Origin of the sequence: Paracidovorax avenae ATCC 19860, from assembly GCF_000176855.2 — a bacterium.
GTDB classification, from domain to species: domain Bacteria; phylum Pseudomonadota; class Gammaproteobacteria; order Burkholderiales; family Burkholderiaceae_C; genus Paracidovorax; species Paracidovorax avenae.
This window is the reverse complement of the sequence record NC_015138.1, coordinates 4,676,089-4,698,613: the sequence shown is the minus strand read 5'-3', so window position 1 is coordinate 4,698,613 and position 22,525 is coordinate 4,676,089. Positions and strand designations below refer to the sequence as shown.

Below are 22,525 nucleotides of genomic sequence, written 5' to 3'. Positions count from 1 at the left end.
CGGCGGGAACGCATTTCCGGGACGGATGGAAGGCGCATGGGAACAGGCAAGGACGTATTTCGCGGGGCCCCGCCGGACGGCGCGCCCGCGGCCGGCGCGGCGGACCCCGCGGCCCGCCTGCGCACGAAGATCGTGGCGCTGGCGGTGGTGCCGCTGCTCGTCACCCTGGCGCTGGTGACGGCCCTGGTGCGCCACCAGGCACAGGACCTCGCGCGGCGCGAGCGCGCCCTGGTGGAGCAGTCGTACCTGGAGCAGCGCCGCAGCGAGCTGCGCAGCTACGTGGACCTGGCGGTGAGCACCGTGCGGCCGCTCTACGAGGCGGGCGGCGACGACCCGAAGGCGCGGGAGGAGGCCATGCGCCGCCTGGCCGCGCTGGACTACGGCAGCGACGGCTACTTTTTCGTCTATGACCTGCAGGGCCGCTCCCTCATGCACTCGCGCCAGCCGGAACTGGTGGGCCGGATGCTGTGGGACCTGCGCGATCCCCAGGGGCGGCCGACCATCCAGCAGCTCATCGCGCAGGCCCAGGCCGGCGGCGGCTTCGTGGAGTATTCCTGGCCCAAGCCGTCCCTCGGCGGGCAGCTCGCGCCGAAACTGGGCTACGTGATCGCCCTGCCGCACTGGAACTGGATGGTGGGCACGGGGCTGTACCTGGACGACATCGAGGCCACGCAGGCCGGCCTGGAACGGCAGGTGGGCTCCAACGTGGGCACCACGATGTGGTGGATCGCGGGTTTCGCCGCCCTGGGCTTCGCGGCGATCAGCGCCTGCGGGCTGCTGCTCAACCTCAGCGAGCACCGCCTGTCGGAAGCCCGCCTGCGCCTGCTCGCGCGCCGCGTGGTGCAGTCGCAGGAGGAGGAGCGCGGCCACCTGGCGCGCGAACTGCACGACGGCACCAGCCAGACCCTGGTCTCCGCCAAGCTGCTCATCGAGTCGGCAGTGGAGGAGATCGAGCGCGAGCGTCCGGCGCCGGCCACCCTCGGCACCGCGCTCCAGCACCTCAACGAGGCCCTGGGCGAGGTGCGGCGCCTGTCGCACGAGCTGCGCCCGGCGCTGCTGGACACCCTCGGCCTGCCCGCCGCGCTGGAGCACCTGGCCCGCGCCTTCGGCGAACATGGCCCGGTGGCGGCGGCCGCCGACGTGGCCCAGCCGCCGGGGCCCCTGCCGCAGGACGTCACCACCGCGCTGTTCCGCGTCGCCCAGGAAGCGCTCACCAACGTGCGCAAGCATGCCCAGGCGCGGCAGGTGCACGTGACGCTGGAGTGCGTGGGCGGCGGCGTGCAGCTGGAGGTGCGCGACGACGGGCGGGGCTTCGATCCTGCGGCGCTGCAGCACGATCCGCGGCGCGGCATCGGCCTGCGCAACATGCACGAGCGCATGGCGGCCATCGGCGGCCGGCTGCAGGTGCGCTCGGGGGCGGGCGGCACGCGCGTGGTGGCCGAGGTGCCCGCGGATAGGATGGAGCCTGCATGACCGCTGCCGCCAGTGCTCCCCTGGAGCGCCCCGTCCGCCTGTTCCTCGTCGATGACCATGCCCTGGTGCGCGACGGCCTGCGCGCGCGCCTGGGCAGCCTGCCGTGGGTGGCGATCGTGGGCGAAGCCTCCGGCGCGGACGAGGCGGAGCCGCTGATCGCGCGGCTCGCGCCCGGCATCGTCCTCATGGACGTGGGCATGAAGGACGTGAGCGGGCTGGACCTCGCCGCCCGCCTGCTGGCCGGCAGCGGCGCCCCGCGGGTGCTCATGCTCAGCATGTACGACAACCCCGAGTACGTGCAGCGCGCCCTGCAGGTGGGCGCCAGCGGCTACGTGCTCAAGGATGCGCCGGCGTCCGAACTGGTCGCGGCGCTGGAGGCGGTGGCTGCGGGCGGCACCTTCCTCAGCCCGGCTGTGTCGCAGCGGCTCTTCCGCAACCAGGCCCCGAAGCCGCTGCTCACCCCGCGCGAGAGCGAAATCCTGGCGGCGCTGGGCCGTGGCGCGTCCAGCAAGCAGATCGCCTGCGATCTCGGCCTGAGCGTGCGCACGGTGGAGGCGCACCGGCAGAACATCCGCCGGCGGCTGGAGCTGGGCAGCCTGGCGGAGCTGATTCGCTATGCCGTCGAGCACGCGAAGCGCTTCGACACGGGTCGCTGACACCCTGGCGCCTGCCGGCCGTCCCTAGGGTTGTCCCTTACGAAATTCCACCCGGCCCGCCTACGTGGCAGGGCGGATGCGCGCGGCGCCCCTGGCCGGGATACTGGCCTGCCCCCGGACCACCGGGGCCCTTCCCGCATCCAGGAGACAAGTCCCATGCCCCTCATCCGCCGCCACCTGGTGTGGCTCTGCATCGCCGTGCTCGGCGCCTGGGCGCTCGGCACCGTCGCGCTGACGCGCGGCGAGGCCGTCAGCGCGCTCTGGATCGTCGTCGCGGCGGTCTGCGTCTATCTGATCGCCTACCGCTACTACAGCCTGTTCATCGCCCAGCGCGTGCTGGGGCTGGATGCCAAGCGTTCCACGCCGGCCTGGCGCCACAACGACGGGCTGGACTACGTGCCCACCAACAAGCACGTGCTGTTCGGCCACCACTTCGCCGCCATCGCGGGCGCGGGGCCGCTGGTGGGCCCGGTGCTGGCCGCGCAGATGGGCTACGTGCCCGGCCTCTTGTGGCTGCTGGCGGGCGTGGTGTTCGCGGGTGCGGTGCAGGATTTCATCGTGCTCTTCATCTCCACGCGGCGCGACGGCCGCTCGCTGGGCGACCTCGTCAAGCAGGAGATGGGCACCGTGCCGGGGCTGATCGCGCTCTTCGGCACCTTCATGATCATGATCATCATCCTGGCCGTGCTGGCGCTGATCGTGGTGAAGGCGCTGGCCGAATCGCCCTGGGGCGCGTTCACCGTGGCGGCGACCATCCCCGTGGCGCTCTTCATGGGCGTGTACCTGCGCTTCCTGCGCCCGGGCCGCATCGCCGAGGTGTCCGTCATCGGCTTCGTGCTGCTGATGGCAGCGATCTTCGGCGGGCAGGCCGTGGCCGCGCACCCCACCTGGGGGCCGATATTCACCTTCTCGGGCACCACGCTCACCTGGATGCTGATCGGCTATGGCTTCGTCGCCGCCTCGCTGCCGGTGTGGCTGCTGCTCGCGCCGCGCGACTACCTCTCCACCTTCCTGAAGATCGGCACCATCGTGGCGCTGGCCATCGGCATCGTGGTGGTGGCGCCCACGCTGGAGATGCCGGCCATCACGCAGTTCGTGCAGGGCAACGGCCCGGTCTGGGCGGGCAGCCTGTTCCCGTTCCTCTTCATCACCATCGCCTGCGGCGCGGTGTCGGGCTTCCACGCGCTGATCTCCTCGGGCACCACGCCCAAGATGCTCGAGAACGAAACCCACGCGCGCTACATCGGCTACGGCGGCATGCTGGCCGAATCCTTCGTCGCCGTGATGGCGCTGGTGGCCGCCTCGTGCATCAACCCCGGCATCTACTTCGCGATGAACAGCCCCGCGGCGCTCGTGGGCACCACGCCCGAGGCCGTGGCGCAGACGCTCTCCACCTGGGGCTTCGTGATCACGCCCGACATGCTGGTGCAAACCGCCAAGGACGTGGGCGAGCACACCATCCTGGGCCGTGCCGGCGGCGCGCCGACGCTCGCGGTGGGCATGGCGCACATCCTGCACCAGGTGGTGGGCGGGCCGGCCATGATGGCCTTCTGGTACCACTTCGCGATCCTGTTCGAGGCGCTCTTCATCCTGACGGCGGTGGACGCCGGCACGCGTGCGGGCCGCTTCATGCTGCAGGACCTGCTGGGCAGCTTCGTGCCCGCGCTCAAGCGCACCGATTCGCTGCCGGCCAATCTGGTCGCCACCGCGCTGTGCGTGGGTGCCTGGGGCTACTTCCTCTACCAGGGCGTGGTCGATCCGCTGGGCGGCATCAACACGCTGTGGCCGCTGTTCGGCATTTCCAACCAGATGCTGGCCGCCGTGGCGCTGATGCTGGGCACCGTGGTGCTGTTCCGCATGAAGCGCGAGCGCTTCGCCTGGGTGACCATCGCCCCGGCTGCCTGGTTGCTGGCCTGCACGCTCACGGCCGGCTGGCAGAAGATCTTCTCGGCCGACCCGAAGATCGGCTTCCTGTCGCACGCCGCGAAGTACGCCGAAGGCATCGCCCAGGGCACCGTGATCGCGCCGGCCAGGACGGCCGAGGCCATGTCGCGCATCGTGCTCAACGACCGGATCAACGCCGGGCTGTGCGCGCTGTTCATCTTCGTGGTGCTGAGCGTGCTGGTCTACAGCGTGCGGGCCTGCCTGCAGGCCCGCGCCGCGAACCGCCCCACGGCGCAGGAAACGCCGTTCGAGGCCCTGCCGGAGGGTGCTCGGTGAAGCCGGCGGCCGACGGCAGCGGCGCCAGCAGCGCCGCGGGCCGGCCGCTGCAGGCCGCGCGGGGCGCCGTGCAGGCCGTCGCTACGGGCGGGCGCTACCTCGCGCAGTCGCTGCGCCTCATGGTGGGCCTGCCCGACTACGACGCCTATCTGACCCACCGCGAGCGCACGCATCCCGGGGAACCGGTCATGAGCTATGCCGAGTTCTTCCGGGAGCGCCAGGACGCGCGCTACGGTGGCAACGGGCGCATCGGGCGCTGCTGCTGAAGATCAGGCCGCAGGAATCACCACTCCCCGCATTCCATCCGTATCGCCACCTCGCAGTCGTCGAAGATTTCGAGCTTGGCGATCTTCACGCGCACGCCGATCACACCCGGCAACTGCATCAGGCGGCGCGTGAGCTTGCCGATCAGGCTCTCCAGCAGGTTCACGTGCTCGGCCGTGCATTCGTCGATGATGATCTGTCTCACCTTGCGGTAGTCCAGCACGTGGCCGATGTCGTCGTCGTGCGGCAGCAACGGCTGGCGGCCCTGGTTGAGCTCCGCATCCACCTGGATGGGCTGGGGCGCGGTTTTCTCGTGGTCGAGGATGCCCAGGTTGGCATCGAAGCGCAGTCCGGTGAGCGTGAGGATCTGCAGGCCGCCGTCGTGGTGCATGGACATGATGGCTGTGGGAGGAAAGAAGGGAAGGAAAAGGTGGAGCGGGAAAGGAGCGCGCGGGCCGGCGTCACATGAGCGAGAAGTCGCGCTCGAAGCGCATCAGGTGCTGCCCGCCGTCCACGAGCAGCGTGGTGCCGGTGATCGAGCGGTTCTCCAGCGCGAAGCGCACGGCCGCGGCCACGTCCTCGGGCGTGGAGGAGCGGCCCAGGGGGCTCTGCCGGTGCAGTTCGCGGAATTTCTCGTCGGACAGCATGTGGCTGGTGAGCGTGAGGCCGGGCGCCACGCCCACCACGCGCACGCGCGGGGCCAGGGCCTGCGCGAGCAGGGTGGTGGCCGATTCGAGCGCGGCCTTGGAGAGCGTGTAGCTCAGGAAGTCGGGGTTCGGGTTCCAGAGCTTCTGGTCGAGCAGGTTCACGACCACGCCCTGCGGGTGGTCGGCTGGTGCGCCGTCGCGCGAGGCCAGGTGCGCATGCAGCGCCTGCGCCAGCAGGATCGGCGCGGCGGTGTTGCTGCGCAGGTGCTTCTCGAGAGCCGCGAAGCCGAAGCTCTCCACGTCGTCGTGCTCGAAGAGCGAGGCGCTGTTGACCACGGCATCCACCGTGCCGAGCGCCTCGGCCACCCGCGGCAGCAGGGCGCGCACGGCGGCCTCGTCGTGGAAGTCCGCATCGAAGGCGGCGCTGCCCGGAGTGAGCGCGGCGCAGTCGGCGGCCGTGCGCAGGGCGTCTTCGCGCGAGCCGCGGTAATGCACGGCCACGCGCCAGCCCGCCGCGGCGAGCGCCAGGGCGATCTCGCGGCCGAGGCGCCGGGCGGCGCCGGTGACCAGCACGGTACGGGGGGAAGCGGAAGAGGGCATGGGGGACAATCGGGCCGTGACGACGACAGAACAGCACCCCAGTTTATCGAGCGCCCTGGCCCGGCGCATCGCCGATGGTATCGCCGAGGCCGGCGGCTGGATCGGTTTCGACCGGTTCATGGAATGGGCCCTCTACACGCCCGGCCTGGGCTACTACGCCAACGCGCTCCCGAAATTCGGCACCCTGCCGCAGTCGGGCAGCGACTTCGTGACCGCGCCGGAACTCTCGCCCGTGTTCGGCCAGGCGCTGGCACGGCAGGTGCAGGACGCGCTGGACGCCACGGGCACCGACGATGTGTGGGAGTTCGGCGCCGGCTCCGGCGCGCTCGCCGCGCAACTGCTGGAGGCGCTCGGCGACCGCGTGCGGCGCTACACCATCGTGGACCTGTCGGGCAGCCTGCGCGAGCGCCAGCGCGAGCGGCTAGCCCCGTGGGGCGACCGCGTGCAGTGGGCCCAGGCCCTGCCGGAGCGCATCGAGGGCGTGGTGGTGGGCAACGAGGTGCTCGATGCCATGCCGGTGCAACTGCTGGCCCGCCACGGCGGCGCGGAAAGCAGCACGTGGCACGAGCGCGGCGTGGTCGTGGAGCCCGGTGACGGTGGCGAGCCCCGCTTCGCCTGGCGAGATCGCCCCACGCCTCTGCGCCCGCCCGTCGAGCCCGAAGGCCCGCAGGACTACCTCACCGAGATCCACGCGCAGGGCGAGGGCTTCCTGCGCATGCTGGGGCAGCGCCTGGCGCGCGGCGCGGCCTTCCTGATCGATTACGGCTTTCCCGAGGCCGAGTACTACCACCCGCAGCGCCACATGGGCACGCTGGTGTGCCACCGCGCCCACCAGGTCGATTCCGATCCGCTCGTCGACGTGGGGGCGAAGGACATCACCGCGCACGTCAACTTCACCGCCATGGCCGTGGCCGCGCAGGAGGCGGGGCTGGACGTGCTGGGCTACACGACGCAGGCGCACTTCCTCATCAACTGCGGCCTGCTTGCGCTGCTGGAGCCGCTGCCGCAGGCGCAGCGCGCGCAGGCCGCCAAGCTCATGATGGAGCACGAGATGGGCGAGCTGTTCAAGGTGCTGGCCGTGGGCGCGGGCGTGCCGGCCTGGACGCCGATCGGCTTTACGCGCGGGGACCGCACGCACCGCCTTTAGGCTAGTTCAGCCGCGCGCCGCTGGCGGCATCGAACACATGCGCCTGCGCCGCCTGGGGCCGCAGCCAGAGCGGCTCGCCGGGCCGCACCGTGATGCGGTCGCGGAACGCGGCCAGCACGTCGTGGCCGCCGTGGCCCACCGACAGCGTCACCTGCGTCTCGGCACCCGTGGGCTCCACCACCACCACGCGGGCGGGCAGGGCGCCGTCCTCGTCATCTTCGCCGCTCGCCAGCGCGAAGTGCTCGGGCCGCGCGCCGTACAGCACGCGGTCGCCCTGGCGCGCGCGCGGGGCGCGGGGCAGCGGCAACTGCAGGCCGTCGTCGGTCACCACGCGGGGGCTGCCGTCCAGCTCCAGCCGGCCGGGGATGAAGTTCATCGAAGGCGATCCGATGAACCGCGCGACGAAGGCGTTGGCCGGGCGGTCGTACAGCTCCAGCGGCGCGCCGGCCTGCTCCACGCGGCCATCCTTCAGCACCACGATGCGGTCGGCCAGCGTCATCGCCTCGACCTGGTCGTGCGTCACGTAGACCGTGGTGGTGCCCAGGCGCTGGTGCAGCGCCTTGATCTCTGTACGCACCTGCACGCGCAGTTGCGCATCCAGGTTGGAGAGCGGTTCGTCGAACAGGAAGGCGTCGGGCTGGCGCACGATGGCGCGGCCCATGGCCACGCGCTGGCGCTGGCCGCCCGAGAGCTGGCGCGGGGTGCGGCCGAGCAGCGCCTCCAGCCCCAGGATGGCCGCCACCTCGCCCACGCGGCGCCGGATGGCATCGCGCGGCTGGCCCTGCAGCTTGAGCGCGAAGCCGAGGTTCTCGGCGACCGTCATGTGCGGGTAGAGCGCGTAGTTCTGGAACACCATCGCGATGTTGCGGTCGCGCGGCGGTGTGTCGTTGACCAGGCGCCCTCCCAGGCGGATCTCGCCGCCGGTCACGGATTCGAGCCCCGCGATCATGCGCAGCAGCGTGGACTTGCCGCAGCCCGAGGGGCCGACGAGGGCCACGAATTCGCCATCGCGGATGCCGATGTCCACGCCGTGGATGACGGGCGTGTCGCCGTAGTGCTTGGTGATCTGATGCAGCGTGAGCGCAGCCATGGAGGGTTTCTCTCTCTCTCTCTCTTTGCGAAGGAAGGGATTTAGAGCGGCTAACACGACCCAGCGAAGCGGTTCTGGCTAGGCGCCGCATCGCAGGCAGTACGAGTAGTACGACAAGATGCGGCAACAACGCCAGAAGGGTCGTGTTAGCCGCTCTTAGTCCTTGACGCCGCCCGCCGTGAGGCCGCGCACGAGGTACTTGCGCACCAGCACGGTGAACACCACCACCGGGAACATCACCAGCGTGCCGCCCGCGGCGATCTTGGACCACTCCCAGCCCTCGTACTGCAGGAAATTGACGATGGCCACGGGGGCCGTCACCGCCTGCGTGCGGGTGAGGATGAGGGCGTAGAAGAAGTCGTTCCACGCGAAGATGAAGCACAGCACCGCCGTGGCCGCCACGCCCGGCGCGGCCAGCGGCAGGGTGATGCGCCAGAACGCCTGCCACACGCCGCAGCCGTCGATGTAGGCGGCTTCTTCGAGCGCGGTGGGCACCGCTTCGAAGAAGGTCTGCATGAGCCAGATGACGATGGCGAGGTTGAAGGTGAGGTACACCAGCGCAAGGCCGAAAATGGTGTCCTGCAGTCCCAGCCAGCGGTAGGCGAGGAAGAACGGAATGGTGAAGGCGATGGGCGGCGCCATGCGCGTCACCAGAATCCACAGCGCCACGTGCCGGCGCCCCGGGAACTGCCAGCGCGTGAGCGCATAGGCCGCGGGCACGCCGATGGCCAGCGACATCGCCGTGGAGAGCGTGCTCACCGCCAGGCTGTTGAGGAACGACCGCGGGAAATTGCCTTGCAGCAGGGCGCGGAAGCCGTCCAGCGTGGGTACGAACAGCAGGCTGTCCTCGAACAGGTCGGCGGCCGGCTTGAAGGCCAGGTGCACCAGCCAGAGGAACGGGAACAGCGTCAACGCCAGCAGCACCAGCGCGGCGGCGGTGCGGCCGTGGCGGCGCAGCCAGCCCGTGCGCGTGTGCGTGCGCGTGTGTGCATGGTGCTCGGCGGGGGCATCGTCCCGCGCCGCGATCGGCAGGGCTGCGTCAGTGCTTGCCATGGTCGTTCCACCCCAGTCGCCCCACCAGCCAGCTCAGGCCGAACACGCCCGCCAGGATCACGGTGGCGATGGCGCTGGCGTAGCCCCAGTAGGAGAAGTTGAAGGCCTGGATGAAGCCGTAGTAGTTGGTCACCTCGGTCACCGTGCCGGGGCCGCCGTCGGTCAGCACGAAGATCAGCGGAAATGCCTTGAAGCTGTCGATCAGCCGGAACAGGCCGCACACCACCAGCACCGGGCGGATGTGCGGGAACACGATGTAGCGGAACAGCTGCCAGCGGTTGGCGCCGTCGAGGCTCGCGGCCTCCAGCGGGTCGGCGGGCATCATCTGCAGCGCCGCCAGCACCATCAGCATGGTGAAGGGGAACCACTGCCAGGTCTCGGCGAAGGCGATGGCCCAGAGGGCGGTGTCCGGGTTGGCAATGAGGGAGCGCACCGGCCAGCCGGCGGCCTCCAGCGCGCGGTGCAGCGGGCTCACGTCGGGCGTGAACAAAATCTTCCAGATCAGCGCCACCACGATGGGCGGCAGCACCATGGGAATCAGGAAGGCCCCGCGCACGGCGCCCAGCACGCGGGACGGACCGTTCAGCAGCAGAGCCAGCCCCAGGCCCACGGCCAACTGCAGCACCACGCTGGCGGCCGAGAGCTTGAGCTGCGTGGCGATGGAGCCGAGGAAGCGCGCGTCTTCCAGCAGATGCCGGTAGTTGCCCAGCGGATCGCGGAAGTGGAAGGTGCCCGCCGGGTCGGTGAGGCTCAACGGCGTGAGGCTGGCCACCACCAGCGCCGCGGCCGGCACCAGGGTGATGGCCAGCAGCACGACGAGCGCCGGCGCCAGCCCGAACGCGAAGGCGCGCCGGCGCGCGGCCTGCCAGCCCCGGGAAGCGGGCGATGCCTGGGGCCCCGGCGTTGCGGGTGCGGCGAGTGCGTTGGCGGCGCCCATGGCTCAGATCTTCTGGCCCGCGCGGCGCAGCTCGGCGATGGACTGCGCCTGCGCCTGCTGCATCGCCTGCCGCGCATTCGCCTGGCCCGAGGCGATGAGCGCAATGGCCTTGTTGAGCTGCTGGTCCACCTGCGGATAGACCGCCACGGTGCGGTACTTCATGTGGCCGGTGCGCTCGGCCTGGCTGATCGAGTCGAGCGACAGCTGGGCGAGGTCGCTGCCGTTGATGCGCTGGCGGCTGCGGAATTCGGGCGAGTCGATGTCGGAGCGGCGCGCGGGCGAGCCGTAGCCGGCCGCCACGGCGCGCCGCGTGGTCTGTTTGGAGAGCGCCCACTGGATGAAGGCCCAGGCGGCCTCCTTGTTGCGCGACCCGGCGGGAATGCCCAGGCCGTGCACGGCGGTGCCCGGGAACCGCCCGGCGGGGCCCTTCGGCACGAAACCGAATTTCACCGTCTTGAGCGTCTTGCTGGTGGCCGCGTCGCCCAGTTGCGCGAGGTGCAGCTGGCCCGCGTCGGAGAAGTTGACGCGCCCGAGCTTGAGCGCCTGCGTGACCTGGTCCGGCTGGTAGGTGATCGCACCGTCGGGGCCGAACTCGCGGATCAGGTTCGCGTAGTAGTCGGCGGCGGCCACGGCCTCGGGCGTGTCCAGCGTGGGAAAGAGATCGTCGGGCGCCTTGCGGAACACGTCGCCGCCGAAGGCGTGCAGGTAGGGCACGAAGGTCCAGCCGTAGTGGTTGTCGGACACGAAGCCCGCCACGCGCTCCTTCTTGTTCACGGCGCGCAGCACCTTCACGAGGTCGTCGGTGGTGTCGGGGAAGGCCAGGCCCGCCTGCTGCACGAGATCGAACCGCGACGACACCGACAGCAGCGCCTCGGCCGTCCACGGGATGCCGTAGAGCTTGCCGTCGCGGCCCGTCTCCGGCGCGCGCGCTCCGCTCAGGAAGTCGTTCACGTCCCAGTCGTCCGGCGTGTGCTGCGGGCTGGCGATGAATTCGTCCAGCGGCGTGAGCCAGCCGGAATCGATCCAGCGGCTGGAGTAGATGAAGGTCACGTTCACCACGTCGTACGCCGAGCCCTTGGTGGACAGCTCCAGATCGGCGCGCTGGTTGTAGACCGGGAACGAGGGCGCGTCGAAATTCACCTTCGCTCCCGACAGCGCCTCGAACTCCGGCAGCCACTGCTGCAGCAGCTTGGGATAGGCGGCGCTGAACGTGGAGACGTTCAGTGTCGTGCCCTGGAAGCGGCGCGCGCCGCCGGGCTGGGCGTGGGCAGCGAGGCCCGGCAGCAGAAGGGAGGCCCCGATGCCGGTGGCGGCTTGCAGGAGGTGGCGGCGTTGCGTCATGGATGCGGTCGTGGTGGCGGGAGGGGAGGAAGGCCGGGCGAAGGCGCGCGGTTCAGGCGGTGGTCGCGATCAGCGTGTCGATGTGCGCGTCGTTCGTCGCCTCGGGGCGGCGGCGCGTGCGGCTCTTGCGGCCGTCCACCGCCACGGCGGGGTCGCCGTGCACGGTCACCCGGCGCACCACGCGCGGCTGCCGGCCGTAGTCGTTGACGGCGATGTGCTGCGTGGCGCGGTTGTCCCAGATGGCCACGTCGTTCTGCCGCCAGCTCCAGCGCACGGTGTTCTCCAGCCGCGTCACGCGGTTCTGCAGCAGTTCGAAGAGCCGCGCCGATTCGGTGGACGAGAAGCCCTGGATGCGCTGGATGAAGTGGCCCAGCAGCAGCGCGCGCTCGCCCGACACCGGGTGCACGTGCACCAGCGGATGCTCGGCTTCGTACACCTCGGAGGCGAACACGTCGCGGTGGTGGCGCAGGCGCGTTTCGTCGACCACCAGGCGGTCTGCGCCGTAGTCGTAGTTGTTGCTGTGCACGGCCCAGAGGCTGTCGGCCAGGCGCTTGAGGTCTTCGGGCAGGCGCTCGTAGGCCGCGGCGGTGTTGGCCCAGACGGTGTCGCCGCCATAGGCCGGCACGGTGACGGCGCGCAGGATGCCGTACTTGGGGAACGCGTCGAGGAAGGTCACGTCGGTGTGCCAGGAATCGGCGCGGCCGCCGCCCTTGGAGGCATCCAGCTCGAAGATGCGCGTGCCTTCGCGCGCCGGCACCGTAGGGTGCGACACCGTCCGGCCCAGGCGCTCGCCGAACGCCTGGTGGCGCGCATCGTCGAGCTGGTGCTGGCCGCGGAAGAACAGTACCTTGTGGCGCACGAGCGCGGCGGTGAGGTGGCCGATGGTGGCGTCGTCCAGGCCGGCGGACAGCTCCAGGTCCAGCACCTCGCCGCCCAGGGCGCCCGCCACGCGGCGGATGCGCAGGTCGCCGAAAGAGGCATCGATCGATTCGTCGGAAACAAGGCTCACGGAGGGCTCCAGAAAAGAGGGGGTGGATGGATTCTGGAAGCCGGTGTGTGCGGTGCGAAGCGCGTTTTTCGTCAAAGCAAGCGCGCAAAACTTGGCGGCACAAGCTCATGCGTTCGGCATCTGAAGCGACCGGGCAGTCCGCGGCAGGCCAGGCGAAGCGACCATTGCTTAGCTGTTTTGGTAGTAAACAACTGACAAACCATTCGTTCCGGATATGAGCGGTCGTGCATAGAGTGGACACAAGCCCCCCGCCATCCGCCGTCCCGTGTGTTCCCGGCCGGCGCCACCTGGAGATCCCGAGCCATGTCCGCAGTCCTGTCTCGCACCGCCGAAGCCTTCCCGCCTCCACAGAACGACGCGCCGCCGCAAGGCTTCGAAATCCGCCCGCTCCCTGGTGCACCGCTGGGCGCCGAGGTGCTGGGGCTGGACCTGTCTCGCCCGCTCGGCGATGCGGACTTCGCCCGCCTGCACCAGGCGCACCTCGACCACCACGTGGTGGTGTTCCGCGACCAGCGCATCACGCCGCGCCAGCACATCGATTTCAGCCGCCGCTTCGGGCCGCTGCAGATCCACGTGCTGAAGAACTTCCAGCTGGCGGACCATCCGGAAATCCTCGTCGTCTCCAACATCAAGGACGCGAGCGGCCAGCCGATCGGGCTGGGCGATGCCGGCCACTACTGGCATTCGGACCTGTCGTACAAGGAGCGGCCCAGCCTGGGCTCGCTGCTGCACGCGCAGGAGCTGCCCGGCGAGGGCGGCGACACGCTGTTCGCCGACCAGCACGCCGCCTACGACGCGCTGCCCGCGGCCCTGCGGCGCGTGATCGGCCCCCTGCGCGCGGAGCACAGCTACCTGGCCAGGTACGAGGAGCTGCGCGCGCGCAGCCCCTGGCGCCCCGCACTCACGCCCGCGCAGATCGCCGAGGTGGCGCCCGCAGTCCATCCCGTGGTGCGCACGCACCCGGAGACGGGGCGCCGCGCGCTGTTCGTGAACGAGCACTTCACCACCCGCATCGTCGGCCTGCCCGAGGACGAGAGCCGGGCGTTGCTGGCCGAACTCTTTGCCGCGGCCGTCAAGCCGGAGTTCGTCTACCGCCATGTGTGGCAGCCGCACGACCTGGTGTTCTGGGACAACCGCTCCGTGCAGCACCTGGCCGCGGGCACGCCGGACAGCGAGCGCCGCAAGCTCTACCGTACGACCGTGGAGGGGGATCTCCCCTTGTAGAGCGGGAACTCCCCTGTGGCGCTGCGCGCCCTCCCATTTCAGAACCCATCAGAAGACCCCCCATGCCACGTTCCCGTCCCACCGCTGTCTCCCTCCTGCGCCGCGCCTTCGTGCGCAAGGCCGCCACCCTCGCCACGGCGGCCGGCCTGGTGGCCGCGGGTCTGGTGGCGCCCGGCATCGCCCAGGCCGAGGAGGGCAGGCTGCGCATCGCCCAGCAGTTCGGCATCGTCTACCTGCTGCTCAACGTGGCGCAGGACCAGAAGCTGATCGAGAAGCACGGCAAGGCCGCGGGCGTGGACATCCAGGTGGAGTTCCTCCAGCTCTCGGGCGGCTCCGCCGTGAACGATGCGCTGCTCTCGGGCGGCATCGACATCGCAGGGGCCGGCGTGGGCCCGCTCTTCACGCTGTGGGACCGCACCCGCGGGCGCCAGAACGTCAAGGGCGTGGCCTCGCTCGGCAACTTCCCGTACTACCTCGTCAGCAACAACCCGGCCGTGAAGACCATCGCCGATTTCACCGACAAGGACCGCATCGCGCTGCCGGCGGTGGGCGTGTCGGTGCAGTCGCGCGTGCTGCAGTTCGCTTCCGCCAAGCTGTGGGGCGACAAAGAATTCAACCGGCTCGACAAGATCCAGGTCGCCGTGCCGCACCCTGATGCCGCCGCCGCGATCATCAAGGGCGGCACCGAGATCACCGGCCATTTCGGCAACCCGCCGTTCCAGGAGCAGGAACTGGCCGGCAACCCGAATGCCCGGATCGTGCTCAACTCCTACGACGTGCTGGGCGGCCCCGCGTCCGCCACGGTGCTCTACGCCACCGAGAAATTCCGCAAGGAGAGCCCCAAGACCTACCAGGCCTTCCTCGCCGGGCTTCATGACGCGGCCCAGTTCGTCGCCGCCAACCCCGAAAAGGCCGCCGACATCTACCTGAAGGTGACGGGCGCGAAAACCGACCGTGCGCTGCTGCTCAAGATCATCCGGAACCCCGAGGTGCAGTTCAAGGTGCAGCCCGAGAACACGCTCGGCCTGGGCCAGTTCCTGCACCGCGTGGGCGCGATCAAGAACAAGCCCGAAGCGCTCAAGGATTACTTCTTCGACGACGCGCTGACCGCACGCGGCAGCTGACCGGTGGCGATTCCGGGAGACGCAGCATGAAACGCATGGGAAGCTTTTCTTCCGCGCTGCTGGCGCGGGTGCGGGACGAGATGGGTGGCGGCGGCCTCTGGTCCGAGCCCCGAGGAGCGGAAGGCACGCTGGCAGATCCCCCGTCGGCGCCTGCGCCTGTCCGGGCACGTGCGCTCGCGTCGGTGCCCGCTTCCGTGTCCGGCCCCGTGCGCCCGCTCCCCGCCTCCGCGCCGCCGTTGCTGCGGGTGGACGGCGTGAGCATCGACTACCGCACGCCGCAGCGCGCCGTGCGCGCCACGCACCGCGTGGGCTTCGACGTGCACGAGGGCGAGCGGCTGGTGCTGCTCGGCGCCTCGGGCTGCGGCAAGTCCACGCTGCTCAAATCCATCGCGGGCTTCATCGCGCCGAGCGAAGGGCGCATCCTGCTGGACGGAAAAGCGGTGACGAAGCCCGGCCCGGACCGCGTGGTCGTCTTCCAGGAGTTCGACCAGTTGCCGCCCTGGAAGACGGTGCGCGAGAACGTGATGTTCCCGCTGCTCGCCGCGCGCCGCACGGGCCGTGCCGAGGCCGCCGACCGCGCGGCGCTCTACCTGGACAAGGTGGGCCTCTCGAAGTTCGCCGACGTGCACCCGCACCAGCTCTCGGGCGGCATGAAGCAGCGCGTGGCCATCGCCCGCGCCCTCGCCATGCAGCCGCGCGTGCTGCTGATGGACGAGCCCTTCGCCGCGCTGGACGCGCTCACGCGCCGCCGCATGCAGGAAGAGCTGCTGGCGCTGCGGGAGGAGTTCCGCTTCACGCTGATCTTCGTCACCCACTCCATCGAGGAGGCCCTGGTGGTGGGCAGCCGCGTCGCCATCCTCTCGCCCCATCCGGGCCGGCTGCGCGCCGAGATCAACAGCCACCCATTCAATCTGAACAGCCTGGGCGGCGCGGAATTTCAGGCCACGGCGCAGCGCATCCACCGCCTGCTGTTCGACGAACCCGCCCCGGAAGGGGGCGATGCGGCCGCACCCGGACTCGCGGGCGCCCATGCCGCTGCGCCTGCGCGACGGCAGCCCGCCGGCACCCTGCTGCCCTTCCGGATCGCCGTATGACCCAGCCGACCCCTCTCCATCCCGCGGCGGCGCATGCCGTGGCTTCGACGGCCGGTCGCCGCGAGCCGCCCTACCGGCCGGACGTCGAACATGTGCTGCCGCCGCTGGACGGCATCGCCCCCGAACAGCCGCTGCCCTGGGCCACCCGCGTGTGGCAGCAGGGTGCCGTGCGCCGCCTCGCCATCCTGGCGGTGCTGGCCGTGCTGTGGGAACTGGCCGCGCGCTGGCAGGACAACGACCTGCTGCTGCCCACCTTCCTGCAGACCGCACGGGCGCTGGGCGAGGGCCTCGCGTCGGGCGAGCTGGTGGCGAAGACGGCCATCTCGCTGTCTGTGCTGCTCAAGGGCTACCTGGCCGGCATCGCGGGCGCCTTCGTGCTGACTACGCTGGCCGTCTCCACGCAGTTCGGGCGCGATCTGCTGGGCACGCTCACCTCCATGTTCAACCCGCTGCCGGCCGTCGCGCTGCTGCCGCTGGCGCTGCTGTGGTTCGGGCTGGGGCAGGGCAGCCTCGTCTTCGTGCTGGTCCATTCGGTGCTGTGGCCGCTGGCGCTCAACACCTATGCGGGCTTCCAGGCCGTGCCCGAGACGCTGCGCATGGCCGGCCGCAACTATGGCCTGACCGGCATCCGCTACGTGCTGCAGATCCTCGTGCCGGCCGCGCTGCCCGCCATCCTCTCGGGCCTGAAGATCGGCTGGGCCTTCGCCTGGCGCACGCTGATCGCGGCCGAACTGGTGTTCGGCGCCTCGTCGGGCCAGGGCGGCCTGGGCTGGTACATCTTCCAGAACCGCAACGAGCTCTACACCGACAAGGTGTTCGCAGGCCTCGTGCTCGTGATCCTGATCGGCCTGTTGGTGGAAGGACTGGGGTTCCAGACGCTGGAGCGGCTGACGGTGCGGCGCTGGGGTGTGCAGCGGTAGTTGCGAGCGGCCTGCTCGCTGTAGAGCATTCCTGCCCACGGAACGCCCGGCCCCATCCATCCGTTGTCCCGGCGCACCGGGGGGATGCGGCGAACCGGCTCTGCACCTACACTCGCGGCATGCTGCGCTGGCTGATCGTCGTCTTCCTCGCCCTGGTGCTGCTCCAGGGGCTGGCGCCGTTCCTGCAGCGGCTCGGCGTGGGGCGCCTTCCGGGGGATTTCCATTTCCGCCTGTTCGGGCGCGAGTGGCACCTGCCCCTGGCCAGCACCCTGCTGCTCAGCGCGGTGGCCAGCCTGATCGCCCGGTGGATCTGAGCACGGGCAAGGGCGTCACATGCACGGCGTTTTTCCCTGGCACAGTGATTGCCTCGCTTTTTGCCACCGTCCCTTTCCCTTCCCTTTCTCCTCCTCCTCGATCCGGTCCTCTCCCATGATCCGCCGCTCTTTCCGGCTGCTGGCGCTCGCCGCGGCCTTTTCCGCCCTTTCCGCTCCCGCCCTGGCCCAGGCGCCTGCCGACACGATGGCCCGCATCCAGCAGACCCGCACCATCACCCTGGGGGTGCGCGAATCGGCCTGGCCCTTCTCGTTCGTGGACGCCCAGAACGGCGGCAAGGCGGCCGGCTATTCGGTGGACCTCTGCCAGGCGGTGGTCGAGGACATCAAGAACACGCTCAAGCTCAAGGACCTGGAGGTCAAGTACCGCCCGGTGAGCGCCGCCGAGCGCATCCCGAAGCTGGAAGCGGGGGAGATCGACCTGGAATGCGGTTCCACCACCAACACCAAGGCGCGGCAGGAGCGGGTGGCCTTCGGCCCCACCATGTTCGTGGCGGGCATCCGCGTGCTCGTGCCCAAGGGCACCAAGGCCGACACGGTGCAGGACCTCGCCGGCATGACGGTGGCCGTGAGCAAGGGCTCCACCTCCGAGAAACTGCTCACCCAGCTCACGGCGAACGAGGTGAAGGCCACGGTCAAGGTCTTCGACAACAACGACGAGGCGTTCAAGGCCCTGCGCGCCGGGACGGTGAAGGCGTTCGCCCAGGATGACTCGCTGCTGCTCGGCCTGGTGGCCCGCAACAAGGCGCAGGATGCCCTGGCGCTCAGCAACTTCGTGCTGTCCGTGGAGCCCTACGCCATCATGGTGCGCAAGAGCGACACCGCGCTCATGGCCGTGGTGGACCGCACGCTCGGCAAGCTCTACACCAGCCGCGAGATCGATCCCATCTACAAGAAGTGGTTCCTGAACGACCAGATCTCCATCCCGGTGGGCCGCCTGACGCGCGAGAGTTTCAGCCGCCCCAACAAGGAGGCGGGTGTGGCGATGATGCTCGGCTACTCGCTGTAGACGCGGGCTGCGAAGGCGGCAATGTTGTCCAGGAGGCTGTCGAAGTCCTCCGCGGCAAGGCAGGGGTTCAGCAGAGTCAGCTTCAGCGCAGCGCGCTGCTGGACAGTCGTCTCCCCCAGTACGGCTATGCCGTGCTTGAGAAGTCCGGCGCGAAGCCTGCGGTTGAAAGCGTCGATATCAGTACCGGGCATGGGGCCGGTGTACCTGAAAAGAATGGTTGTCAGGCTCGGCTCGGCCAGAAGCTCGAACATCCTGCGGCGTCGGATGGCCTCGGCAACCTCGCGCGCCTGTCCAAGCAGGTGGTCGATCATCTCTCCCAGCACTTCGGTGCCGACCGCCCGTAGCATCATGTAGACCTTCAAGGCGTCGAAGCGTCTCGTCGTGGAGATCGTCTTGTCCACGAGGTTGGGAAGATCATCGGTCTCGCGGTTCAGGTATTCAGCCTGGTAGAGCAGGTGCCTGAAGCGTTCCCCTTCGCGGAACAGCAGGGCCCCGCAACTCACGGGCTGAAACCACAGCTTGTGGAAATCGGCCACCATCGAATCGGCCTGCTCGATACCGGCGAGCCGGTGCCTGTGGCGGCCCAGCACCAGGGCAGAGCCGTAGGCGCCATCCACATGGAACCATAAGCCGTGCGCCCGGGAGATTTCGCCGATGCGCTGCAGATCGTCGATGGCGCCATGGTCCGTGGTGCCCGCCGTTCCCACCACGGCGAAGGGGATCAGACCCTCCTGCCGCAGAGACTCGACCGTTGATGCCAGCTCCTCCATGTCCATGGCACCGTCGTTTCCGGTCCGCACCTTCACCACGCCGCGCTGTCCCAGCCCCATGATGAAGGCTGCCTTGTCCACCGTGAAGTGGCTCTTGGCCGAGGCGATGATCCTCAGCCTGGGGAAAAAATCGGGCATGCCGTCACGCCTGGCCCGGTGCCCGTGGTGCGTCCACAGGAACCAGTCCCGTGCCGTGAGCAGGGCCATGATGTTGCCCTGGGTGCCTCCGCTGGTAAACACACCGTCCGCCTCGGGGAGATATCCGAACAGTGTGCAGAGGTGGTCCACGACCCGCTGCTCGACAAAAGTGGCGGAGCCCGATTGGTCCCAAGAATCCATCGAAAGGTTCTGTGCCGCGATGAAGCTTTCCGCAGCGATGCCGCTCAGGAGTGGTGGCGTGTGCAGGTGGGCGATGCAATGCGGGTGCTGGACGATGATTGCATGCGCAGCGATGTCCTGGCGTACTTCCCGGATCACCTGCTGCAGCGGTGCTACCGCTTGCACTCCGAGGTCACGCAGGAAGACCTGCTCGCGCAGATCGGACGGCTCCCTGCCCGAATAGGGGCGCACCGCAGTCTCGAAAAGACTCGACAGTTCCTCCACGCAGGACTCCATCACGGCACGATAACGATCAGCACCTCCGCAGCCCGTCCGGATGAAGTGCTCTTTCCACGATTCCGTCACCGTGCCTGCTCCGTGGCCTGCATGGCGTGTGTGAAGGCCCGGGCCGCGAAATCGATCTGATCATCCGTGATGTTCAAGGGGGGGAGAAAGCGCAAGACCGCGCCATGCCGTCCACCCTTCTCTATCATCAGGCCATGCCGCAAGGCCGCGGCCTGAATCCGGGCCGCGCGCTGCCCGTCGGCAAGCGGTTGACCCAGCGCATCCACGCGTTTCGGGTCAACGATTTCAATGCCCAGCATCAAACCCTTGCCGCGGATTTCCGCAATACATGGATGGTCCTGCCGTAGCGCTGCCAGCCTGCCGCTCAAGCTGGCTCCCATGCGGTCCGCATTCAGGGCCAAGCCATCGCGCTGGATGATCTGCAATGTTCTGGTGCCGGCAACCATGGCCCACTGGGTGCCCCGGAAGGTGCCCGCGTGCTCCCCCGGGGTCCAGTTGTCGAACCGCTTCTTGAACACCAGGCACGAAAGGGGGAGCCCGCCCCCGACAGCCTTCGACAGCACGAGGATGTCCGGTTCCACGCCTGCGTGTTCGAAAGCGAAGTGGCGTCCGGAGCGAGCTACTCCGCACTGGATTTCGTCGAAGACGAGGACGATACCCAGTTCGGATGTGATGCGTCGGATCTCCCGCAACCAATAGTCCGAGGCCGGTAGAACCCCTCCTTCGCCCTGAATGGGTTCCAGAATCATGGCGGCGGGCTTGACCATACCGCTTTCCTGGTCGTGCAGCACGGATTCGATGTACCTGATCGATGCCCGTTCACCGGCCTCTCCGCCGAGGCCGAACTTGCAGCGCAGGCCGTAGGGAAATGGGAAGAAATGCACATCGGGCATCAGCCCGGTGCGCCGCTGCTTCGCACCCAGGTTGCCCATCAGGGCCTGCGCACCGTTCGTCATGCCATGGTAGGCGCCATGGAACGCGGCGATGTTGTGGCGTCCCGTGCATTGCTTCGCCAGTTTGATGGCAGCCTCCACGGCGTCCGATCCCGACGGACCGCAGAACTGAATGCAGGAGTCCTGGGCGAAGCTGGCAGGAAGAAATCCCATAATTTCCTGTATGAGCGCGTCCTTGGAAGGTGTCGCCACGTCAAGTGCCTGCTGGGGAATGCCCGACTGGATCGCCGCCACCACCGCTCCTGTCACCTCGGGGTGGTTGTGCCCGAGTGCCAGTGCTCCGGCTCCGGCCAGGCAATCCAGATAGCGCTGGCCCAGCGTGTCTTCAACGATGGCTCCCTGGGCCCTGCGGATTGCCATGGGAAAGCGCCGCGGGTAGGACCGCACCTCCGATTCCAGACGCTCCTGGTTCCTCAGTTCCACTCCCTGCTGGAACCGGCGCTGAGGAGTGGGTTCAAGGGGACCGCCGATGTCCTGCGGTGCCGGGAGGGTGAAATCGAGAGGTTTGTTCATGATGCTGTGCCTGCCATGGTGGGCTGCCGGCTGGATGCTTCGTCCTTCCAGCGATCTTCGATGCCGAAGGTCTGGAAGGCGGTCTTGCGGGATGTGGGGTAGCGCGGGAACCCCAGCAGGCCGTTGACGATGGCGGCATTGCGATGGGCTCCGAGTCCGAGATCCGGAGCGGCGATACCGTGGGTGTGCATTTCAGCGTTCTGGACGAAGATCCGGCCGGAACCGGTCCACCTGGCCTCCAGCGTGTAGTCGCGCCGAACGGCCGGGCGGCCTTGCCCGTCGAAGGCGAGCAAGGGCTTGAGGCTGTCCATGCAGGGGGGGAACACATACCGGTAGCCCGACCCCAGCACCACGGCCTCGGTATGGAGCTCGAAATTTTCCTGGAGATCGAGGTGCCGGAATGAAAGCTTCCAGCCGTTGCGGGTGCCGGATGCTGCGAGAAGCTCGCTCCGGGCCTGCAGGACAGTGCCTGTTTCCGCGCCGTCCGCCGATCGCTCGTACATGCGGTCGTAGATGGCCGCGATGGTGCTGAACGAGATGCCCTTGTACCAGTGGCCCTGCTTCGAGAGTATTTCCTTGCGCTTCGCCTCGTGCAGTCCGAAAAAATGCTCGATGTAGTCCGGCGAGAAATGCTCCAGTCCCAGCTTCGAGTACTCCATCGGGAGAAAGCCGCTGCCACGGGTGAGCCAGTTCAGTTCGTATCCGAACTGCTTCTGGCCTTCCAGCAGGTCCAGGAAGCATTCTGCGGCGCTTTGCCCGCCCCCTATGACCGTGATGCTCCGCTTCGCATGCAGATGGGGCTTGGCGAAGGCGTACTGCGACGAGTGGATGAAATCCGTACCGTTCAGCAGGGCCGAAAGTGCATCCGGCGTCGAAGGGACCGTGCCTACGCCCAGGACGATGTTCTTCGCGAGATGCCTCGAGAGTGCCCGGGTCGCCGTGTTCCTTACCGTCACGCGGAACAGCGAATCCCGTGCCTCGATGTCCACGACTTCCATCGAGAACCGCAGGCTGCAGAGCTGTTCGGCAACCCATCGGCAGTACCTGCTGTACTCCGTGCGGGCGATGTGGAACCTCTCGTAGAAGTAGAACTGGTAGAGGCGCCCGTGCTCCTTCAGGTAGTTGAGAAAGCTGAAGGGGCTGGTGGGATCGACCATGGTGACCAGGTCCGCCATGAAAGGAACCTGGAGGTAGCAGTTATCCAGCAGCAGTCCTTCATGCCAGACGAATGTGTCCCTGGTGTCAAAAAATCGCGCCTTCACGGCATCGATGGGGTGCAGCAGCGCTGCCAGACCCAGATTGAACGGACCTATACCGATCCCGATGAGGTCGAGTATGTCTTCGGCTTCTTGCCCATCGCTCGTATTCATGGCACTTCCTGCGCATCTGCAATTCGTGTTCGATTGCCGCCGGCTCGCGCAATAACCTGCACTGGCCGCTGGCTGAAGGGCCGGCGAATCCTCGCCGTCTTCTCATCTGGCTTTACCTGCTGGAGCACGGGAGGCAACCAGCGCCCCTTGCGGGT

The 22,525-nt window shown here is 68.8% G+C and carries 21 protein-coding genes; 11 read left to right on the top strand and 10 right to left on the bottom strand.

Annotation, left to right across the window (positions count from 1 at the left end):
• The first annotated feature begins 36 nt into the window (after nt 1-36).
• The 4 genes from ACAV_RS20395 (at nt 37) to ACAV_RS20380 (ending at nt 4,615) form a co-directional block, all read left to right on the top strand.
• A complete protein-coding gene (locus ACAV_RS20395) occupies nt 37-1,473 on the top strand; it encodes a cache domain-containing protein (protein ID WP_013596475.1) in 1,437 nt (478 codons plus the stop codon).
• The gene (locus ACAV_RS20390; protein ID WP_013596474.1) at nt 1,470-2,129 is read left to right on the top strand and encodes a response regulator; all 660 of its coding nucleotides are present in this window, start codon (nt 1,470-1,472) and stop codon (nt 2,127-2,129) included. The genes ACAV_RS20395 and ACAV_RS20390 overlap by 4 nt, the downstream gene beginning before the upstream one ends.
• A gap of 156 nt (nt 2,130-2,285) precedes the next feature.
• Entirely contained in the window at nt 2,286-4,349 is a 2,064-nt protein-coding gene (locus ACAV_RS20385) for a carbon starvation CstA family protein (protein ID WP_013596473.1), read from the top strand.
• Nucleotides 4,350-4,417: 68 nt separating this feature from the next.
• Nucleotides 4,418-4,615, top strand: coding sequence for a YbdD/YjiX family protein (locus ACAV_RS20380; protein WP_041828234.1), 198 nt, complete (start codon nt 4,418-4,420; stop codon nt 4,613-4,615).
• Nucleotides 4,616-4,632: 17 nt separating this feature from the next.
• Here ACAV_RS20380 and ACAV_RS20375 read toward each other — a convergent pair whose 3' ends face one another.
• Entirely contained in the window at nt 4,633-5,004 is a 372-nt protein-coding gene (locus tag ACAV_RS20375) for a dihydroneopterin aldolase (protein WP_013596471.1), read from the bottom strand.
• A gap of 70 nt (nt 5,005-5,074) precedes the next feature.
• On the bottom strand, nt 5,075-5,860 hold the full coding sequence (locus ACAV_RS20370) for an SDR family oxidoreductase (RefSeq protein WP_041828834.1): 786 nt from the start codon (nt 5,858-5,860) through the stop codon (nt 5,075-5,077).
• Between ACAV_RS20370 and ACAV_RS20365 the strand changes: the two genes are divergently transcribed.
• Nucleotides 5,859-7,007: a class I SAM-dependent methyltransferase gene (locus ACAV_RS20365; protein WP_013596469.1), complete on the top strand. Its 1,149-nt coding sequence runs from the start codon at nt 5,859-5,861 to the stop codon at nt 7,005-7,007. The genes ACAV_RS20370 and ACAV_RS20365 overlap by 2 nt on opposite strands.
• A gap of 1 nt (nt 7,008) precedes the next feature.
• On the opposite strand, the gene ACAV_RS20360 is transcribed toward ACAV_RS20365, so the two are convergent.
• The 5 genes from ACAV_RS20360 to ACAV_RS20340 form a co-directional block, all read right to left on the bottom strand.
• Nucleotides 7,009-8,097: an ABC transporter ATP-binding protein gene (locus tag ACAV_RS20360; protein WP_013596468.1), complete on the bottom strand. Its 1,089-nt coding sequence runs from the start codon at nt 8,095-8,097 to the stop codon at nt 7,009-7,011.
• A 156-nt stretch (nt 8,098-8,253) separates the two neighbouring features.
• The gene (locus ACAV_RS20355) at nt 8,254-9,150 is read right to left on the bottom strand and encodes a carbohydrate ABC transporter permease (protein WP_013596467.1); all 897 of its coding nucleotides are present in this window, start codon (nt 9,148-9,150) and stop codon (nt 8,254-8,256) included.
• A complete protein-coding gene (locus tag ACAV_RS20350) occupies nt 9,137-10,087 on the bottom strand; it encodes a carbohydrate ABC transporter permease (protein WP_013596466.1) in 951 nt (316 codons plus the stop codon). The genes ACAV_RS20355 and ACAV_RS20350 overlap by 14 nt, the downstream gene beginning before the upstream one ends.
• 3 nt (nt 10,088-10,090) lie before the next feature.
• Nucleotides 10,091-11,428, bottom strand: a complete 1,338-nt coding sequence (locus ACAV_RS20345; RefSeq protein ID WP_013596465.1) for an ABC transporter substrate-binding protein — start codon at nt 11,426-11,428, stop codon at nt 10,091-10,093.
• A gap of 52 nt (nt 11,429-11,480) precedes the next feature.
• The gene (locus ACAV_RS20340; RefSeq protein WP_013596464.1) at nt 11,481-12,437 is read right to left on the bottom strand and encodes a TauD/TfdA dioxygenase family protein; all 957 of its coding nucleotides are present in this window, start codon (nt 12,435-12,437) and stop codon (nt 11,481-11,483) included.
• Between the two features lie 303 nt (nt 12,438-12,740).
• Here ACAV_RS20340 and ACAV_RS20335 point away from each other — a divergent pair, with 303 nt between their 5' ends.
• The 6 genes from ACAV_RS20335 to ACAV_RS20310 all read left to right on the top strand — a co-directional run bounded on the left by ACAV_RS20335 (nt 12,741) and on the right by ACAV_RS20310 (nt 18,140).
• Nucleotides 12,741-13,661, top strand: coding sequence for a TauD/TfdA dioxygenase family protein (locus ACAV_RS20335; RefSeq protein ID WP_013596463.1), 921 nt, complete (start codon nt 12,741-12,743; stop codon nt 13,659-13,661).
• Between the two features lie 62 nt (nt 13,662-13,723).
• The gene (locus ACAV_RS20330) at nt 13,724-14,785 is read left to right on the top strand and encodes an ABC transporter substrate-binding protein (RefSeq protein ID WP_013596462.1); all 1,062 of its coding nucleotides are present in this window, start codon (nt 13,724-13,726) and stop codon (nt 14,783-14,785) included.
• Nucleotides 14,786-14,865: 80 nt separating this feature from the next.
• On the top strand, nt 14,866-15,879 hold the full coding sequence (locus tag ACAV_RS20325; RefSeq protein ID WP_434799806.1) for an ABC transporter ATP-binding protein: 1,014 nt from the start codon (nt 14,866-14,868) through the stop codon (nt 15,877-15,879).
• Entirely contained in the window at nt 15,876-16,799 is a 924-nt protein-coding gene (locus ACAV_RS20320) for an ABC transporter permease (protein WP_013596460.1), read from the top strand. The genes ACAV_RS20325 and ACAV_RS20320 overlap by 4 nt, the downstream gene beginning before the upstream one ends.
• 119 nt (nt 16,800-16,918) lie before the next feature.
• A complete protein-coding gene (locus tag ACAV_RS20315) occupies nt 16,919-17,113 on the top strand; it encodes a DUF2905 domain-containing protein (protein WP_013596459.1) in 195 nt (64 codons plus the stop codon).
• A gap of 115 nt (nt 17,114-17,228) precedes the next feature.
• Nucleotides 17,229-18,140 carry an amino acid ABC transporter substrate-binding protein gene (locus ACAV_RS20310; protein ID WP_013596458.1) on the top strand — a complete coding sequence of 304 codons (912 nt, stop codon included), beginning with the start codon at nt 17,229-17,231 and terminating at the stop codon, nt 18,138-18,140.
• Here the strand turns inward: ACAV_RS20310 and ACAV_RS23880 are convergent.
• From ACAV_RS23880 to ACAV_RS20300, 3 genes are read right to left on the bottom strand one after another with little or no spacing between them, the layout of a single operon-like run.
• Complete coding sequence (locus ACAV_RS23880) at nt 18,128-19,594, bottom strand: pyridoxal phosphate-dependent decarboxylase family protein (protein ID WP_081463143.1); 1,467 nt, start codon at nt 19,592-19,594, stop codon at nt 18,128-18,130. The two genes, ACAV_RS20310 and ACAV_RS23880, sit on opposite strands and share 13 nt — an antisense overlap.
• Nucleotides 19,591-21,000, bottom strand: coding sequence for a diaminobutyrate--2-oxoglutarate transaminase family protein (locus ACAV_RS23875; RefSeq protein ID WP_013596456.1), 1,410 nt, complete (start codon nt 20,998-21,000; stop codon nt 19,591-19,593). Before ACAV_RS23875 ends, ACAV_RS23880 begins: the two co-directional genes overlap by 4 nt.
• Nucleotides 20,997-22,370 (bottom strand): lysine N(6)-hydroxylase/L-ornithine N(5)-oxygenase family protein, encoded by a 1,374-nt coding sequence (locus tag ACAV_RS20300; protein ID WP_013596455.1) that lies wholly within the window; start codon nt 22,368-22,370, stop codon nt 20,997-20,999. The genes ACAV_RS23875 and ACAV_RS20300 overlap by 4 nt, the downstream gene beginning before the upstream one ends.
• Between the last annotated feature and the right edge of the window lie 155 nt (nt 22,371-22,525).

Bases quoted from the DNA above. Each gene is read 5' to 3' on its own strand.
- ACAV_RS20370 (WP_041828834.1), bottom strand. From the start codon at position 5,860: ATGCCCTCTTCCGCTTCCCCCCGTACCGTGCTGGTCACCGGCGCCGCC.
- ACAV_RS20345 (WP_013596465.1), bottom strand. From the start codon at position 11,428: ATGACGCAACGCCGCCACCTCCTGCAAGCCGCCACCGGCATCGGGGCC.
- ACAV_RS20325 (WP_434799806.1), top strand. From the start codon at position 14,866: ATGGGTGGCGGCGGCCTCTGGTCCGAGCCCCGAGGAGCGGAAGGCACG.
- ACAV_RS20355 (WP_013596467.1), bottom strand. From the start codon at position 9,150: ATGGCAAGCACTGACGCAGCCCTGCCGATCGCGGCGCGGGACGATGCC.
- ACAV_RS20310 (WP_013596458.1), top strand. From the start codon at position 17,229: ATGATCCGCCGCTCTTTCCGGCTGCTGGCGCTCGCCGCGGCCTTTTCC.
- ACAV_RS20320 (WP_013596460.1), top strand. From the start codon at position 15,876: ATGACCCAGCCGACCCCTCTCCATCCCGCGGCGGCGCATGCCGTGGCT.
- ACAV_RS20365 (WP_013596469.1), top strand. From the start codon at position 5,859: ATGGGGGACAATCGGGCCGTGACGACGACAGAACAGCACCCCAGTTTA.
- ACAV_RS20315 (WP_013596459.1), top strand. From the start codon at position 16,919: ATGCTGCGCTGGCTGATCGTCGTCTTCCTCGCCCTGGTGCTGCTCCAG.
- ACAV_RS20330 (WP_013596462.1), top strand. From the start codon at position 13,724: ATGCCACGTTCCCGTCCCACCGCTGTCTCCCTCCTGCGCCGCGCCTTC.
- ACAV_RS20350 (WP_013596466.1), bottom strand. From the start codon at position 10,087: ATGGGCGCCGCCAACGCACTCGCCGCACCCGCAACGCCGGGGCCCCAG.
- ACAV_RS20335 (WP_013596463.1), top strand. From the start codon at position 12,741: ATGTCCGCAGTCCTGTCTCGCACCGCCGAAGCCTTCCCGCCTCCACAG.
- ACAV_RS23875 (WP_013596456.1), bottom strand. From the start codon at position 21,000: ATGAACAAACCTCTCGATTTCACCCTCCCGGCACCGCAGGACATCGGC.
- ACAV_RS20360 (WP_013596468.1), bottom strand. From the start codon at position 8,097: ATGGCTGCGCTCACGCTGCATCAGATCACCAAGCACTACGGCGACACG.
- ACAV_RS20390 (WP_013596474.1), top strand. From the start codon at position 1,470: ATGACCGCTGCCGCCAGTGCTCCCCTGGAGCGCCCCGTCCGCCTGTTC.
- ACAV_RS20385 (WP_013596473.1), top strand. From the start codon at position 2,286: ATGCCCCTCATCCGCCGCCACCTGGTGTGGCTCTGCATCGCCGTGCTC.
- ACAV_RS20395 (WP_013596475.1), top strand. From the start codon at position 37: ATGGGAACAGGCAAGGACGTATTTCGCGGGGCCCCGCCGGACGGCGCG.
- ACAV_RS20300 (WP_013596455.1), bottom strand. From the start codon at position 22,370: ATGAATACGAGCGATGGGCAAGAAGCCGAAGACATACTCGACCTCATC.
- ACAV_RS20375 (WP_013596471.1), bottom strand. From the start codon at position 5,004: ATGCACCACGACGGCGGCCTGCAGATCCTCACGCTCACCGGACTGCGC.